The sequence below is a fragment of the Streptococcus sp. 343_SSPC genome (genome assembly GCF_001072385.1).
Classification (GTDB): Bacteria; Bacillota; Bacilli; order Lactobacillales; family Streptococcaceae; genus Streptococcus.
Map to the genome: position 1 here is coordinate 177,279 of NZ_JVKU01000016.1, position 15,017 is coordinate 192,295.

16 protein-coding genes are annotated in these 15,017 nt (G+C 41.6%); 3 read left to right on the top strand and 13 right to left on the bottom strand.

Translation table 11 applies throughout. The features are described 5' to 3' along the window. Positions 1-10: 10 nt before the first annotated feature. From ADH27_RS04745 to ADH27_RS04775, 7 genes are all read right to left on the bottom strand, one after another. On the bottom strand, positions 11-634 hold the full coding sequence (locus ADH27_RS04745; RefSeq protein ID WP_048716113.1) for a hypothetical protein: 624 nt from the start codon (positions 632-634) through the stop codon (positions 11-13). A 79-nt stretch (positions 635-713) separates the two neighbouring features. Further along, positions 714-1,406: a YjjG family noncanonical pyrimidine nucleotidase gene (locus ADH27_RS04750; protein WP_048716115.1), complete on the bottom strand. Its 693-nt coding sequence runs from the start codon at positions 1,404-1,406 to the stop codon at positions 714-716. After that, on the bottom strand, positions 1,406-1,900 hold the full coding sequence (locus tag ADH27_RS04755; protein ID WP_048716118.1) for a YkgJ family cysteine cluster protein: 495 nt from the start codon (positions 1,898-1,900) through the stop codon (positions 1,406-1,408). The genes ADH27_RS04750 and ADH27_RS04755 overlap by 1 nt, the downstream gene beginning before the upstream one ends. Positions 1,901-1,984: 84 nt before the next feature. Further along, positions 1,985-2,626: a hypothetical protein gene (locus ADH27_RS04760; RefSeq protein WP_048716120.1), complete on the bottom strand. Its 642-nt coding sequence runs from the start codon at positions 2,624-2,626 to the stop codon at positions 1,985-1,987. Between the two features lie 286 nt (positions 2,627-2,912). Next, the gene (locus ADH27_RS04765) at positions 2,913-3,572 is read right to left on the bottom strand and encodes a hypothetical protein (RefSeq protein WP_048716122.1); all 660 of its coding nucleotides are present in this window, start codon (positions 3,570-3,572) and stop codon (positions 2,913-2,915) included. A gap of 139 nt (positions 3,573-3,711) precedes the next feature. Continuing rightward, on the bottom strand, positions 3,712-5,535 hold the full coding sequence (gene lepA / locus ADH27_RS04770; protein WP_048716124.1) for a translation elongation factor 4: 1,824 nt from the start codon (positions 5,533-5,535) through the stop codon (positions 3,712-3,714). A gap of 61 nt (positions 5,536-5,596) precedes the next feature. Next, positions 5,597-6,034, bottom strand: coding sequence for a GNAT family N-acetyltransferase (locus tag ADH27_RS04775; protein WP_048716126.1), 438 nt, complete (start codon positions 6,032-6,034; stop codon positions 5,597-5,599). Between the two features lie 197 nt (positions 6,035-6,231). On the opposite strand from ADH27_RS04775, the gene ADH27_RS04780 reads away from it, so the two are divergent. Genes ADH27_RS04780 through pepT form a run of 3 tightly spaced genes read left to right on the top strand, consistent with a single transcriptional unit; the run spans position 6,232 to position 9,034 of the window. Further along, the gene (locus tag ADH27_RS04780) at positions 6,232-6,984 is read left to right on the top strand and encodes a LexA family transcriptional regulator (RefSeq protein ID WP_048716262.1); all 753 of its coding nucleotides are present in this window, start codon (positions 6,232-6,234) and stop codon (positions 6,982-6,984) included. Further along, on the top strand, positions 6,981-7,799 hold the full coding sequence (locus tag ADH27_RS04785; RefSeq protein ID WP_048716127.1) for a Cof-type HAD-IIB family hydrolase: 819 nt from the start codon (positions 6,981-6,983) through the stop codon (positions 7,797-7,799). The genes ADH27_RS04780 and ADH27_RS04785 overlap by 4 nt, the downstream gene beginning before the upstream one ends. A 14-nt stretch (positions 7,800-7,813) precedes the next feature. After that, positions 7,814-9,034: a peptidase T gene (pepT, locus tag ADH27_RS04790; RefSeq protein ID WP_048716130.1), complete on the top strand. Its 1,221-nt coding sequence runs from the start codon at positions 7,814-7,816 to the stop codon at positions 9,032-9,034. A 55-nt stretch (positions 9,035-9,089) separates the two neighbouring features. On the opposite strand, the gene ADH27_RS04795 is transcribed toward pepT, so the two are convergent. From ADH27_RS04795 to ADH27_RS04820, 6 genes are all read right to left on the bottom strand, one after another. Then, positions 9,090-10,817, bottom strand: a complete 1,728-nt coding sequence (locus ADH27_RS04795) for an ATP-grasp domain-containing protein (RefSeq protein ID WP_238662881.1) — start codon at positions 10,815-10,817, stop codon at positions 9,090-9,092. Further along, positions 10,814-11,911 (bottom strand): carbamoyl phosphate synthase small subunit, encoded by a 1,098-nt coding sequence (locus ADH27_RS04800; protein ID WP_048690643.1) that lies wholly within the window; start codon positions 11,909-11,911, stop codon positions 10,814-10,816. Before ADH27_RS04800 ends, ADH27_RS04795 begins: the two co-directional genes overlap by 4 nt. Before the next feature lie 86 nt (positions 11,912-11,997). Next, complete coding sequence (locus ADH27_RS04805; protein WP_048716134.1) at positions 11,998-12,915, bottom strand: aspartate carbamoyltransferase catalytic subunit; 918 nt, start codon at positions 12,913-12,915, stop codon at positions 11,998-12,000. 93 nt (positions 12,916-13,008) lie between these two features. Then, on the bottom strand, positions 13,009-13,530 hold the full coding sequence (gene pyrR, locus ADH27_RS04810; protein WP_006596278.1) for a bifunctional pyr operon transcriptional regulator/uracil phosphoribosyltransferase PyrR: 522 nt from the start codon (positions 13,528-13,530) through the stop codon (positions 13,009-13,011). A gap of 243 nt (positions 13,531-13,773) precedes the next feature. Next, on the bottom strand, positions 13,774-14,412 hold the full coding sequence (locus ADH27_RS04815) for a Pr6Pr family membrane protein (RefSeq protein WP_048716136.1): 639 nt from the start codon (positions 14,410-14,412) through the stop codon (positions 13,774-13,776). Between the two features lie 244 nt (positions 14,413-14,656). Then, the gene (locus ADH27_RS04820) at positions 14,657-14,992 is read right to left on the bottom strand and encodes a zinc ribbon domain-containing protein YjdM (protein WP_009731127.1); all 336 of its coding nucleotides are present in this window, start codon (positions 14,990-14,992) and stop codon (positions 14,657-14,659) included. Between the last annotated feature and the right edge of the window lie 25 nt (positions 14,993-15,017).

The window sequence follows — 15,017 nt, forward strand, 5'->3', positions numbered from 1 at the left end:
AAAGAGATGCTTATATTTGATGCTCCTCCACATCACCGCTACATTCAATCCGGGGATATTGCTTCATCAGATAGGTCCAAAAATGATGCCACTCCTCTTTCTGATAGCTGATAGCGAGATAGTATTCCTTGTAGTCAAAATCCCTTAACACAAGAAAATACTTAGGAGGAAGAAGTGATTTGTTTCTACCAGAGTACCTACTATAACTATACTTTTGAAATTTCTGAAGTTGGATTTTCCAAATGTCCTCATCTATTCTCAGATAGTCGAAACAAGAGCGATAGGTTATCAAATAACCCTTATATACTAGTAACTTCAACCTCGGTTCACTAAATGTTGCTTCCTTCTCTATCTCCAGCAAAGAGATTGATTCGTTCCATTGCTGTGAAAACTCTCTGCCTTTTCTGCTTGTTTTACAAATCAGACGAACAAATTCGAATACTTGCCGAATGAGAATGAAAGAAACCGTGCAGCCTAGCATTATCCACGCTCGAAACCCTTTTCTTTCCTGAACAGTAGCTTGGTCCCAATCCATCCCATTCAATAAGCATAACAAATAGAAAGCTGCACCAGCTAATAGGAGGATATAAGCTAGTTGAATAAGAAATTGAAAAAATAAATTTCTTCTAATCATTTAACCCCGTTTACATCTCCTTCTTTTCAGGTCAATTCCATTTCACCTCTAACTGAAAACAACTGGTATCAGTACTAGGCTAATCTTTTCGCAAGAGAGCCAATAACGCCTCATAAGAATCCACTTCATAAGTCGGCACTGCTGGACTGGTATTTTCTTTATGATTCGGATTGTACCAGACGGTATCAATCCCCGCAGCATTGCCTCCAGCGATGTCCGCCGTCAAAGAATCCCCAATCATGAGAGCTTGTTCCTTAGCAAATCCTGGGATTAGGTTCCCAATTTTTTCGTAAAAGGCCACTTCCGGTTTTTGAGTTCCTAATTGTTCAGAGATGAAGATTTCTTTGAAATAAGGTGTGATGGCTGACTGCTTCAAGCGCCCTTGCTGAATAGCAGTAACGCCGTTGGTAGCACCATAGAGCTGGTAACCTCTTTCTACTAGCTTAGTTAACAAGTCTTCTGCTCCTGCAAAAGTCTGTCCCTGTTGACTAATGTAGTCCTGGTAACGGAGAGCCATTTCTTCACCATCTACATCTCTACCAAAATGGGCAAAGGCAATGGCAAACCGGCTGTTAATCAAGTCTTTCTTGCTAATCTTCTTTTGCTCCAAATCTTTCCAGAGGCCTTGGTTCATGGGTTTGTAGTAATCTTTAAAGGCTTGGATATCTTGAACCCCCTGATCTTGGAGGAATTGCGTTAAGGCCACTTCCTCCGCTGTATCAAAATCCAATAAGGTATGGTCCAAATCAAAAAGTAAAAATGTATATGTCATTACAAACGATCCTTCAATTTTTCTACAAATAAATAGGCTGCCGGGCAAGTGAGGGTATTCTTGATGGTCAGATGGTTGATCTGATAGATTTTCTTGCGGTCTGTATGAGGGAATTCTCGACAGGCTTTCGGACGCACATCATAGATGGAGCAGAGATTATCACCTCCCAAGAAAGGGCAAGGCATGGATTTAAAAACCTTGTCTCCATCTTCATCGACTTGAAGAAATTCAGCCTCAAAAGCAGGAAGCTTCATTTTGAAATACTTGGCGATGCGCGTGATATCCGCTTCCTTAAAATCGGGTCCTAGGGTCTTACAGCAGTTGGCGCAGGCGGTACAATCAATTTCTTGAAAGACTTCATCGTGAATCTCTTGGGCTATTTTATCTAGATTTTTAGGAGGCTTCTTTTTCAGATTCGCCAATACCTTGCGGTGCTCCTTTTGTTTCTGGAGCGCTAACTGATGGTATTTTTCTAAGTCAATTTCTCGAGTCATCCTCTATTTCCTCTTCTAAACAATAGAAAGATTATACCACAAAGACTGTGAAAAAAGATAGATCCAGAGATCTATCTCACTTCATTAATCCGTCACGGCACCTGTTCCATCAAGGCTCCAAGTGTTTTCTACATAGGAGGTTAATCGAGCTAATGTTTTTTCATCTCCAAGACAGGCAATGTAATGCATCTTCCCATCTAATTGAAAAAACCAGCAAGTAACATGTCGACCCGACTTAAGAATCATGTTTAATTGGGTGGCTACATTTCCTCCAACTTTGCTAGTAGATCTCCACGATTTTACTACTTTATTTATTTCGTTCAAGTCATTCTCAAATCTTTGAGACATCACTTCATTAAAGTCTTCCTCCTCAGCGACACCCGCTCTTTCTCTAGTAGTAGCGTTCAAAATAATCGCATTATCCACGCTTTTATCTGAGTACTGGATATTATCTCCACCTTCTTCATTTGTATATTTTACCCAATCACTTGGAATATTGACATACCCAAAATCTGCTGATCCAATTCGTTTCGTTTCTGCGAGACTCTCACTATTATCTGATAGTTCTTCCTTTACCTTGCTACTTGACTTTGTTGCTTCTTTCACCACATTCTTGGAGCTAGACGCTGCCGATGATTTACTGGACTCTTTCTTTGGACTGGTACAAGCAGAAAGACTAATAACAGACAAAAACATAACTGACGCTAGTAGGAACTTATTTTTCATCTTTCTCTCCTCTATGATAGATTATATACACTAGTCTAACATCTTATACTCTATTTTAAAAGGACCATTTAAATTTCTGACCAAAAAAAAAAGAACTAATTCAAACTGATGAACTGTTTGAATTAGTCCCTGCTTTCTTAAGGATATACAACCTGAGAGATTCTTTGCTAACCAGGCTATAAGAAGTTGATTATTACAAGATGCTGTGCTTTATCACAGCTTCTCAAATTTCATCTATCAGCAATTGAAAATTGGTGAAAATGAAAGCAACTTCCTCACGAATGCATTAGGCATTTGGACCTTTCTCATCCAAACTCCAAGTTTCCTCAATGTAAGGAATAAATTGAGCCAAGGTTTCTGGATCCCCTTCAAAAGACATCAAGTATACCTTATCATTCTTTTGGAAGACCCAAGTAATGAGGTACTGTCCAGATTTAAGGATAATATTGAGCTGCAAGGCTTCATTCCCTGAGACAGTGGTCTTCGCTCCCCACATTTTCTCTACTTCTTTATTGTCATTCCAATAGTAAGCAATTCGGTTCGCAATCAACTCTGCGTTGAAGACTTCCCCTTCACCGACATTTGCTTTCTCTTTAGTATACCCGTTCATGGTAACGATATTGTAGGCACTTCCATCTGTAAATTGAATGCTGTCTCCACCATCTATATCTGTAAATTTAATCCACTTGCTTGGGATATCGATATAACCATAATCTGCAGAACCAACCCGTTTGGTTTCGACAGAACTCTTGGTATTATCCGATGATTTTGACTCCACCTTGCTAGAAGTCTTTTTACTAGAGGATTTTTTGCTCTTTTTTACCACCTCAGTGGAACTAGATTCAGATGACAATGGTTTTCTAGACTCATTTTTAGGTGTGCTACAAGCTACAAGGGCAACAGCTGATAAGACCGAGACGGTCGCTAGTAGGAACTTATTTTTCATCTTTCCTCTCCTTTGTGATGGGTTTTGATACCTCTAGTGTATCACGTTCAATGAAGTTTTGAAAGCGCTATTTGTCTAGTCCGATACAAAAACGCCCCTAGCGGGACGTTTGGTTTGTTCGAATATTTCAAAGAGAAGCTTACTCCTCATCCATTGACAGAACTGACAAGAAGGCTTCCTGTGGTACTTCTACAGATCCAATCGCTTTCATCCGTTTCTTACCAGCTTTTTGCTTTTCAAGAAGCTTGCGTTTCCGTGAGACGTCCCCACCATAACACTTGGCCAAGACATTCTTACGAAGAGCCTTGATATCTGTACGGGCCACGATTTTATGACCGATGGCTGCTTGGATAGGCACTTCAAACTGTTGACGAGGGATAATCTTTTTGAGCTTCTCAACGATCAATTTACCACGTTCGTAGGCAAAGTCCTTGTGAACGATAAAGCTGAGAGCATCGACAGTATCGCCATTGAGAAGGATATCCATTTTAACCAATTTAGATGGACGGTATTCAGACAACTCATAGTCAAAGCTTGCATAGCCACGCGTAGAAGATTTCAATTTATCAAAGAAATCAAAGACAATTTCCGCTAGTGGGATTTGATAGATGACATTAACCCGATTTTCATCGATGTAGTCCATGGTTACAAAGTCCCCACGTTTGCGTTGGGCCAATTCCATGACAGCTCCAACAAACTCTTGTGGCACCATGATTTGCGCTTTGACATAAGGTTCTTCGATTGAAGCAATCTTGGTTGGATCTGGGAACTCAGACGGGTTGGACACATCTAGCACTTCTCCGTCTGTCAAATTGACCTTATAGATTACAGACGGCGCTGTCATGATCAAGTCAATATTGAACTCGCGCTCCAAGCGTTCCTGGATAACGTCCATATGAAGGAGACCCAAGAAACCACAACGGAAACCAAAACCAAGGGCTTGAGATGTTTCCGGCTCAAATTGAAGACTGGCGTCATTCAATTGCAATTTTTCCAATGCTTCACGAAGATCATTGTATTTGTTAGATTCGATTGGGTAAAGACCGGCAAAGACCATTGGGTTCATTTGCTTGTAACCATGAAGGGGCTCACTTGCTGGATTGGTCGCTAGGGTCACCGTATCCCCGACACGGGTGTCTGCAACAGTCTTGATAGAGGCTGCAATATAACCAACATCTCCTGTCGCAAGGAAATCACGACCAACTGCTTTAGGAGTAAAGATCCCTACCTCAGTCACGTCAAAGGTCTTACCATTGCTCATCAACTGGATGGTGTCGCCAGGCTTCACCATACCATTGACCACCCGAACTTGAAGGATAACTCCACGATAGGGGTCGTATACTGAGTCAAAGATCAAGGCTTGCAATGGAGCAGCAACATCCCCAGTAGGAGCTGGAACTTTCTCGACGATTTGTTCCAAAATCTCTTCAATCCCGATACCAGCCTTGGCAGAAGCTAGGACTGCCTCACTAGCATCCAGACCAATGACATCTTCTACTTCTGTGCGCACCCGTTCTGGATCGGCAGCTGGCAAATCGATTTTATTGATAACTGGCAGGATTTCCAAATCGTTATCCAAAGCCAGGTAAACATTTGCTAGGGTCTGAGCTTCAATCCCTTGAGCCGCATCCACTACGAGAATGGCTCCCTCACAGGCAGCCAGCGAACGAGAAACCTCATAAGTAAAGTCCACGTGTCCCGGTGTGTCAATCAAGTGGAAGATGTAGGTTTCCCCATCTTTAGCCGTGTAATTCAACTCGATGGCATTAAGCTTAATGGTAATCCCACGTTCCCGTTCCAAATCCATGCTGTCCAAAAGTTGGGCTTGCATTTCCCGACTAGAAACGGTCTCGGTTTTTTCTAAGATTCGGTCCGCCAAGGTTGACTTTCCGTGGTCAATATGGGCGATAATGGAGAAGTTCCGAATCTTCTCTTGTCGTTTCTTTAATTCTTCTAAATTCATTTTTTCATCCTTATAAAACTATTCAGTATATTATAACAAAAAAGATAGGCCTTTGCCTATCTTAATCCATTATTTTCAAAAATCGCTTCTGTGTTTTATTTCCTTCATAACCTAAATGTTCATAAAAAACATGAGCTTCTTTACGATGAGAGGCAGAACTCAAACGAATAAAGGAATAGTTATGAGTTCGAGCAAGAGTTTCAATTCGCTCCATCAATTGCCGACCAATCCCACGTCCTTGAGCAGATGGGAAAACAGCAAGTCCTAAAACATTTAAACCTGGATCGCTATATATACTCTCATAGGCTTCTGCTTCGACATAGCCTAAAATATTTCCAGTTTGGTCCTCTTCGTAAACAAAGCAAAAGTGACCCGAATCTGGCTGATTAAACTTATCAATCTGAGCTGTTACTTTCTCAAGGGTCGAATCATACCCCAATGCCTGGTGGCACAAATCACGAATTTGACCTGCATCTTTAATTTGAACGGTCCGAATCATACTTCTACCTCCATAAAGTCTTTTCCTTTATTTTAGACCTTATACCTAAAAATATCAAGTTTTACAATATATTAATAGTATATTTTGTGTTTCTATTTAATTCGAATTGAAATAATTAATGAACAATAAAGGATTTCTATTTACTTTTTCGATTTAATTCGCTATAATAAATTGTAATGTAAAAGGAGGTGAAGCTCTTGGCAAGAGGACGTGGAAAAGCAAGCCCACAAGATAAAGAGGCTTTGCGCATTATTTCCGAAAAAATAAGAGAACTATTAAAGGTTCAAAATAAGAAACAGGTCGATTTATCTCGTACAACTGGTATTCCAGCTAGTACTTTGACCGGCTATGTGAAAGGGACTTCTCTTCCAGTCAGTGAGAACTTAGAAAAGATTGCTAGCTTCTTTGAAATCCCCATCTCTGACCTAGATCCTCGTTATAGTCAACCAGATACCTTGGAGGATTCTAAGATTGAGTTTATCTATAAGCAACTGGATGAGGACTTTCAAGATTCACTCTTAGAGGAAGCCAATCGCTTGTTGGTTTTACAGGCTGAACGGAAACGTATCGAGAAAAAATACACACCATATACGGTCTTCGACAGTTATGCTGCAAGTCAAAGTGCTTCTAAGGGAGATTTGGTTTGGTTTGATCAAAAACTGGCTTATGATCTAGCACTTTGGATTCATACAGACTCGCTGGAACCTAAATATCCAAAGGGATCTGTTGCCCTAATCAAGCAAACTTTCTACGATACTGCTGGTGCCATCTATGCTATTGAGTACGACGGGCAAACCTTGATCAAGCGTGTCTTCCGTGAAGCACAAGGGATTCGTCTCGTTTCCCTCAATAAAAAGTATAGTGATAAGATTATTCCTTTAGAAGAAGAACCAAGAGTCATCGGAAAAGTCATTGCTAGCTTTCTACCAGCTAAGGAGGATGAGCTATGATTCGATTAGTTGCTATTGATTTAGATGGGACACTTTTATCACCAGACAAAACCATTAGTCCTGCTAATAAGCAGGCTCTTTTGGATGCTGAAGCTGCTGGTGTAAACGTCGTCATCTGTACAGGTCGCCCTCTCTCTGGTGTTCGTCCAATTTTTGAAGAAATCGCCTTCAAAAGTAATCACTCCTACTCTGTGATTAATAATGGTTGTACAACTGTCAAATCATCAGATTGGTCTGTTATCAGTTATGATGCCTTATCTGAAGAAGATTTGGTTTATCTCGATCAACTGACTCAGGAGATCCATCCTCAATTAAGTTTATTCGATTTAAATCGCTATATCATTTTGAATCGAAATCCTTCTGAAATAGCTAAAATGGATGCTAGCATCGTTTCTGCAGTCCCCGTGTCACTTGGCCTAGAAGAAATTCTTGAGGCACAACCGATTTTCCAAGGAATGTTTATCGATCAGAAAGAGCGGATTGATGTCTTTCAAGAAACCTATGAAGAAGTATTAGCCCAGCGCTTCCACACTATTCGCTCCCAACCGATCCTATTTGAGATCCTTCCTAAAGGGGTAAATAAAGCGACCGGCTTAAAGGCACTGGCTGAATACTTGGGAATACCAAGGCAAGAGGTCATGGCTATCGGGGATGAGAACAACGATATTGAAATGATTGAGTACGCGGGTCTTGGAGTTTCTATGGGCAATGCTCCAGCTGCTATCAAAGCCTTGGCTGATGTCACTACCACTTCTAACGAAGAAGACGGTGTCGCTACTGCTATCAAGCGCTATGTTTTACAAGCACAGAACTAGAAAAGGAAAAACAAATGAAATACCCAACACTATTAGAACGTTTTTTAACTTATGTCAAAGTCAACACTCGCTCTGATGAGACTTCTACAACAACTCCTAGTACACCTTCTCAAGTAGAGTTTGCAAAGAATGTACTGATTCCTGAAATGGAACGAGTTGGACTTCAGAATGTCTACTACCTTCCAAATGGTTTTGCTATCGGAACGCTACCAGCAAACGATCCAAGTCTCACCCGAAAGATTGGCTTTATCTCTCATATGGATACAGCTGACTTTAATGCTGAGAATATCAGCCCTCAAGTCATCGAAAACTATGATGGTGGCGCTATTCCTCTTGGTGATTCTGGTTATTCACTAGATCCAGCTGATTTTGCTAACCTCCATAACTACAAAGGTCAAACCTTGATTACAACTGACGGTACGACCCTTCTTGGTGCAGATGACAAATCAGGGATTGCTGAGATTATGACAGCTATCGAATATTTGAATGCTCATCCAGAAATCAAACACTGCGAAATCCGAGTTGGCTTTGGACCAGATGAAGAAATCGGAGTCGGAGCAGATAAGTTTGATGCAGAAGATTTCAATGTAGACTTCGCTTATACAGTGGACGGTGGTCCTCTTGGTGAATTGCAATACGAAACCTTCTCTGCTGCAGGAGCTGAAATTACCTTTAAAGGGCGCAATGTGCACCCAGGTACTGCTAAGAACCAAATGGTCAATGCTCTCCAGTTAGCCATTGACTTCCACAATCAACTCCCTGAAGAAGACCGCCCTGAAAAAACAGATGGCTACCAAGGCTTCTTCCATTTAATGAATATCGAGGGGACTGTTGAGGAAGCGCATGCTAGCTACATTATCCGTGACTTCGAAACAGAGAACTTTGAAGCCCGTAAAGCCATGATGGAAGACATCGCAAGCAAGATGAACCAAGAACTTGGTGCTGAACGTGTTCTCTTGAACCTTAAAGACCAGTACTATAACATGAAACAAGTCATCGAGAAAGACATGACACCAGTCAACCTGGCTAAGGAAGTCATGGAAGATTTGGGCATTACTCCTATTATTGAACCAATCCGCGGTGGTACAGACGGTTCTAAGATTTCCTTCATGGGAATTCCAACTCCAAACCTTTTTGCTGGTGGCGAAAATATGCATGGTCGCTTTGAATATGTCAGCCTACAAACCATGGAACGTGCAGTGGATACCATCATCGGAATTGTTAGCCATTTCTAATTCACACTATTGAATTAAACAAAGAGCTTCGGTTATCTTGACCGAAGCTCTTATTCTATTCATCCAAATATACTACCTGACCAAACTGGCTGTTAATCTGGTTTTGGTAAGTCTCATAAATTGAGAGAGGGATTCGCAAGCAAGTATCTGCTTCATGTCCTGCAAAAGGACGATGTGTCAGAAGGGCTACTTTTCTTCCCTTTTCATGCTCCTGCTTCAAGCAATCTATCAGTCTAAGAATCTGGCTCGAATCTTCTGGAGCGCCTTGATCAACCAATAAGCTCCATTGACTCCAATCTGGCACCTCATCTTCGCCACAGATCGAATTATAGTAAGAAACCTTTTCACCAACTTGACCGAATCCAGCTGTTAAATCCAAAGAACGTAATTTTAGCTCAGGACATAGTTGCTCCTTCTCTTGTCGCTCATACAAGTAAAGATTATATAAAAACTGGAGATAGAACGGATCCATTCGACTCAGGTCACTCACTTCTTCCCTTTCGAAGCCTCGATGAAAAGCTTCTAAGATAGATGAAAAGCGATATGGCATTCGTTTGGCGATCCGTTGGATGAGTTCATCGTCCGAAATCTCTTTTAGAATATGCTTAGGCCATTGATTCGAACCGAAATTTTCAACAGCTTGCTGATAGGCTTCTTCCAAACTACTACCAAAACCATGAATTGCACCAACTGAATGAATTTGTGTATTGAGAACTTTTGTCACCTTTTCCATTGGAAAGACGGGTAGTTTAAAGAAAATACGATCTAGAGTAGGTTCAAACAGGGCTGTAAGACCCTTCATCGTAGGATGAGGAAGGTCCAAAAGGTGGTCGCCTAATTTTAAGCATAAGGCCTGGTAGTAAATCGAATAACCTAAGGCCATGGACATGGTCGAGAAGGAATCCGAAGCAAAAGGATTGACCTCAAGAATATAGAATTGGTAACTCTTTGGATCTAGCGCAAACTTGATGGATGTCGCTCCAACCAGTCTCAAGTGCCGGACAATAGACAAAGCTGCCTCTCTCAAGGTCTGATGCTCGGTATCTGTCAACGTCAGACTTGGGATGACTTGATAAGAATCACTGGAATGGATCCCCACCGGGTCGATACTCTCAATGTTTCCCGCAAGATAATAATTATCCTGACGATCTCGGACGACGATGTATTCCAACTCCTTGAAACCAACCGTTGAGAGCTCCAACAAACACTGAGCCTGTGGCGATACTTCTAGTCCTTTTTCGACAGCATCACATAAATCATCCAAGTTATTAGCAATCCGACGACCTTGCCCATGCTTGCTGGCAAGTGGCCAAACAACAATAGGGAATTGGATCTGCTCTGAGAACTCAATAGCCTCTCGCACTGTCGAAACCAAGGATGAGGAAGGAACTTGATAACCTAAGTCCTGTAGAAATGACTTTTGGTCTGCCTGGTGGTAAAAGGTACGGTACTGCCTAAGCGAAGTTCCTAGAATACGGATTTTGTGTTCCTTGAGAAACCCAATTTCTTCCAATCGGAATAAAAGACCAAGGACTTGCTTATCCGCAAATGACAGCAGTAAATTTTTTGTTTTCGTCGCTAGAAGGGCTTCTTTGAGACTGTCCAACTTTAAACGAATAACCGAAACAGCGTCTCCTGCTTCTTTGGTGACGTCGTTCTCGTCTCCACAATAGAGGATTTCTGTCTGGTAGCCACGTTCTTTTAATAAGGGACAAGACGTGAGTGCTCCAAGCAAACTGACATCATTGAAGGATTCTGCACACAAAAGCGTTACTTGATTCATGACCATAACTCCTCCCTTCTTTCGTCTAATTTACTTTCAATCAGATCCATAAATTCGTCATAGAAATAGAGACTTTCCCTTGGTCCTGGGCTGGACTCAATATGGTAGAGAACACCGATCAAGGGAAGATAGCGGTGACGAAAGGCCTCGATAGAGTGATCATGAAGCTCCTCATGGGTGATCAGAAAATCTCGTGGAAGAGTATCGCGTTCGATGTTGTACTGGTGATTCTGGCTAGTGATTTCGACTTTTCCAGTAGCCACCTCTTTTACAGGAATGTTAAGTCCTCGATGAGGGCTTTTTAGTTTGGTGAGGCTTCCTCCATGGGCAAGGGCCAGCAATTCTGCCCCTAAGCCGATTCCCATGATCGGAATATGAGGATCGATTTTAGCAATGACCTGGCAAATACCATCGATATGATGAGGATTCCCTGGACCACTGGATAGAATGATGCCATCTGGCTGCAAATCCTTTAATTCCTTCAATTTAACTGAATAAGGAACGACCGTGACGTTACAACCTCGTGCAATCAATTGACGCAAAACGGAATGCCGTAAGCCCAAGTCGATCAAGACGATACTCTTACCAAACCCTGGTGCAGCATAGGGGGTTTTGGTCGACACCTGGCGGACTTGATCAAAAGGTAAGACGGTTGCCCGGAGCTGGTCTAAGATATGCTCAATCGCATCCCCTTCATTGACCACTGTAGCCTTCATACTTCCATGTTCAGTGACAATTTTAGCCAGCTTTCGAGTATCGACTCCTTGGATCCCTGGAATATTGTGTTTTTTCAGGTAAGCATCTAAGGATAACTGTTTGCGCCAATTACTGGGATGACTCGCTAATTGGTGCACTACCACTGCTAGACACCCAGGAAAAATAGATTCATAATCATCTCGGTTTATCCCAGTTGTACCGATAACTGGAAAAGTAAAGGCTAATATTTGCCCCTTATAGGACTGGTCGGTAATCAACTCCTGATAACCCGTCATGGCAGAATTTAAGACCAATTCCCCACTGACATAGGTATCAGCTCCAAAACCAGTTCCTTCAAAAACCGTCCCATCTTCTAACACTAAGAGACGTTTTACCATAAATTCTCCTTACAAACTCCAAAAAGAAAAGTGAGAAAAGACCACCTTTTTGTAGACTCTCTCACTTCTCCTTTCTTTTTTACATATTATTTACGTCCAGCTAAAACCGCTTCGATAATAGCCATGCGGACAAAGACACCATTGGTCATTTGTTCCACGATGCGTGATTTAGGAGCTTCTACCAAGTGGTCAGCAATCTCTACATCACGGTTTACTGGAGCTGGGTGCATCAAGATGGCTGTGTCTTTCATACGATCATAGCGTTCTTGTGTCAAGCCATGCAAACGATGGTAGTTCTCTTTTGAGAAGAGAGACTCATAATCATGACGCTCGTGTTGCACACGGAGGAACATCATGACATCGACCTCTTCGATCACTTCATCAATCGTCACAAAGGTTCCGTATTCTTCAAACTCTGCACTTCTCCATTCGTCTGGACCCGCAAAGTAAAGAATTGCTCCCAAGCGTTTCAAGATTTGCATATTTGATTTTGCCACTCGTGAGTGATCCAAGTCACCAGCGATACAAACCTTAAGTCCATCAAAGTGACCAAACTCTTGATAGATGGTCATCAAGTCTAGTAAACTTTGGCTTGGGTGTTGACCAGATCCATCTCCCCCGTTGACAATAGAGGCTGTGATAGTTGGACTTTCAATCAATTGCTTGTAGTAGTCTACTTCTGGGTGACGGATGACGCAGATATCAACTCCGAGAGCTGACATGGTCAAAATGGTATCGTACAGAGTTTCACCCTTGTTTACAGAGCTCGTTTTCACATCAAAGTCAAGGAGGTCACAACCTAATTTCAACTCAGCCACTTCAAATGCTTTGTGAGTACGTGTTGATGACTCAAAGAAGAGGTTAGCCACGATATGTTGCTCATCATAATGAGCTTTTGCTCCATTTTTAAACTCAATCCCACGCTTAATCAAGGCCATAACTTCTTCGTTTGATAAAGCTTCCATTGAGACAAGGTTTTTAAGTGCGATTTGATTTGTAGACATGTTGTAACTCCATTCCAAAGATATGCATATGTGAAAACAATACAGGAAGCTTCCTCAGTCACTCCTGTATATAGCGACGATTTGAAAACTACCTTATTCACTCACCTCGATCAAGATGCGATCTTGACCATCCAGCTCAGTCATCTCGACAATGATTTCCTCTGATCGACTTGTTGGAATGTTCTTTCCAACATAATCTGGTCGGATCGGTAATTCTCTATGACCACGATCCACTAGGACTGCCAGACTGACACGCGATGGACGTCCACGACTGACAAGATTATCGATGGCTGCTCGAATGGTCCGACCTGTATAAAGGACATCATCAATCAGGATGACATCTTTGCCAGTAATATCTACTGGTAAAACGGTTGAATCTTCTGTTACTTTGATATCATCACGGAAAGGCTTGGTATCCAATTCACAGACTGGAACCTCTATTTGTTCTAGCTGTGCTAACCGTTCTTTGATGCGATTGGCAATGAAAACGCCACGAGTTTTGATCCCTACCAAAACAATTTGGCTCAGATCCTTATTCCGTTCGATGATTTCATACGTGATGCGAGTAATCGCTCGCTTCATGGTCAGATCATCAACGACTTCTTTGATCTTCATCTTTTCCTCCTAATTGATAGAAAAAAGCCTCCCTTTTCAAGGAGGCTTCAGAAAAATACTAAGAGATAAGACCTAGAACGCATCTAGTTTACCCCTTATTTTGATCAGACTCCTTGCCTGCCTCACGGGACAGGATTAAAGGACTATTTAATTATCCATACTATATCACAGTTTATAGTGGGATGCAAGAAAAAACTCATTATTTTCTACGAATGTTCGGATTTAAATCCACAAATCTTCTATTTAATGACGATCTGTTCCTTTTTTCCCAATTTTCTTCAAGGCAAACAAGCCACATCCAGCTAGTAAATAAGCGACAAAAATGATGGTCGCCATCTTAACCACATAAAGCCAACCAAAACGATTGACATTGATAAAGAAATAAGGAAAAGGACTGTCTTTTGCCCCTGGAACTGGCCACTTAAGAACCAAACCGTTGAGAAGAGCAAAGACCATATAGAGTACGGGAAGCAAGGTCCAAGCTAATGGATCCGACTTACGGTATTGTTTTGGTTTATCAATCACCAGGGTGTCAAAGAAGAACATCAAAGGAACAATGTAGTGACAGAGGAAGTTTTCCAAGCGGTAAAACTTCTCAGGTGTCGCGATGGGTGCTAGCATAAAGTGGTAGATGACACAGGTGATCATAATAGACATGGTGACACCACCTTTTAAACGAAGATAGCCCTGAGTCTGGGTCGAACGACCACGAAGCATGCGCCAGACCATGTCCCCCATAAAGAACATGACCAACATGTTGGACAAAATGGTGTAATAGAGCATCATCCCAAAGCCACCATGCTTGGTCAGTTGCAAATAAACGCCGATTACACTCAAGATAAACAATAGAAAACGATAGCTAAACAATAGTTTGAATTTCATAGTATTCTCCCAAAAGAAAAGGGTTTAGGCCCTTCAGTTTAATCAGGAACTTTCCTTAAGTGAAGACGGACGTCAGCGAACTTCTTCGAAGTTCCATGACTTAGTTTTGAACCCAAAGTTTCAAAACTCCCGAGTACTTGAAACAATACTGTTTCAAGTACTTTTCTCACAGCGGAAAGTTCCTTATAAACTTAAACAACTCTATTAATTTGTATACTTTATATAGAACTATTTCTTCTTATCTTTAGATTTTCTTGACAAATTCTGATTTGAGTTTCATTGCACCAAAGCCGTCAATCTTACAATCGATGTTGTGGTCGCCTTCGACGATACGGATGTTTTTCACGCGCGTTCCTTGTTTCAAATCTTTTGGTGCACCCTTCACTTTCAAGTCTTTGATCAAGGTGACAGTATCACCATCAGCCAGTTTATTTCCATTCGCGTCGATGGCTACAACACCTTCTTCTTCTACGACTTCAGCTGGGTTCCATTCATAAGCACACTCTGGACAGACCAAGAGGGCACCATCTTCATAGACGTATTCAGAGTTACATTTTGGACAGTTTGGTAAGTTATTCATTTCAATCTCCTTAGCAAAATTAACT

Coding starts and splice junctions, on each gene's coding strand:
- lepA (WP_048716124.1), bottom strand. CDS start 5,535: ATGAATTTAGAAGAATTAAAGAAACGACAAGAGAAGATTCGGAACTTC.
- ADH27_RS04785 (WP_048716127.1), top strand. CDS start 6,981: ATGATTCGATTAGTTGCTATTGATTTAGATGGGACACTTTTATCACCA.
- ADH27_RS04820 (WP_009731127.1), bottom strand. CDS start 14,992: ATGAATAACTTACCAAACTGTCCAAAATGTAACTCTGAATACGTCTAT.
- ADH27_RS04745 (WP_048716113.1), bottom strand. CDS start 634: ATGATTAGAAGAAATTTATTTTTTCAATTTCTTATTCAACTAGCTTAT.
- ADH27_RS04800 (WP_048690643.1), bottom strand. CDS start 11,911: ATGGTAAAACGTCTCTTAGTGTTAGAAGATGGGACGGTTTTTGAAGGA.
- ADH27_RS04815 (WP_048716136.1), bottom strand. CDS start 14,412: ATGAAATTCAAACTATTGTTTAGCTATCGTTTTCTATTGTTTATCTTG.
- ADH27_RS04805 (WP_048716134.1), bottom strand. CDS start 12,915: ATGTCTACAAATCAAATCGCACTTAAAAACCTTGTCTCAATGGAAGCT.
- ADH27_RS04765 (WP_048716122.1), bottom strand. CDS start 3,572: ATGAAAAATAAGTTCCTACTAGCGACCGTCTCGGTCTTATCAGCTGTT.
- ADH27_RS04795 (WP_238662881.1), bottom strand. CDS start 10,817: ATGAATCAAGTAACGCTTTTGTGTGCAGAATCCTTCAATGATGTCAGT.
- ADH27_RS04760 (WP_048716120.1), bottom strand. CDS start 2,626: ATGAAAAATAAGTTCCTACTAGCGTCAGTTATGTTTTTGTCTGTTATT.
- ADH27_RS04755 (WP_048716118.1), bottom strand. CDS start 1,900: ATGACTCGAGAAATTGACTTAGAAAAATACCATCAGTTAGCGCTCCAG.
- ADH27_RS04750 (WP_048716115.1), bottom strand. CDS start 1,406: ATGACATATACATTTTTACTTTTTGATTTGGACCATACCTTATTGGAT.
- pepT (WP_048716130.1), top strand. CDS start 7,814: ATGAAATACCCAACACTATTAGAACGTTTTTTAACTTATGTCAAAGTC.
- pyrR (WP_006596278.1), bottom strand. CDS start 13,530: ATGAAGATCAAAGAAGTCGTTGATGATCTGACCATGAAGCGAGCGATT.
- ADH27_RS04775 (WP_048716126.1), bottom strand. CDS start 6,034: ATGATTCGGACCGTTCAAATTAAAGATGCAGGTCAAATTCGTGATTTG.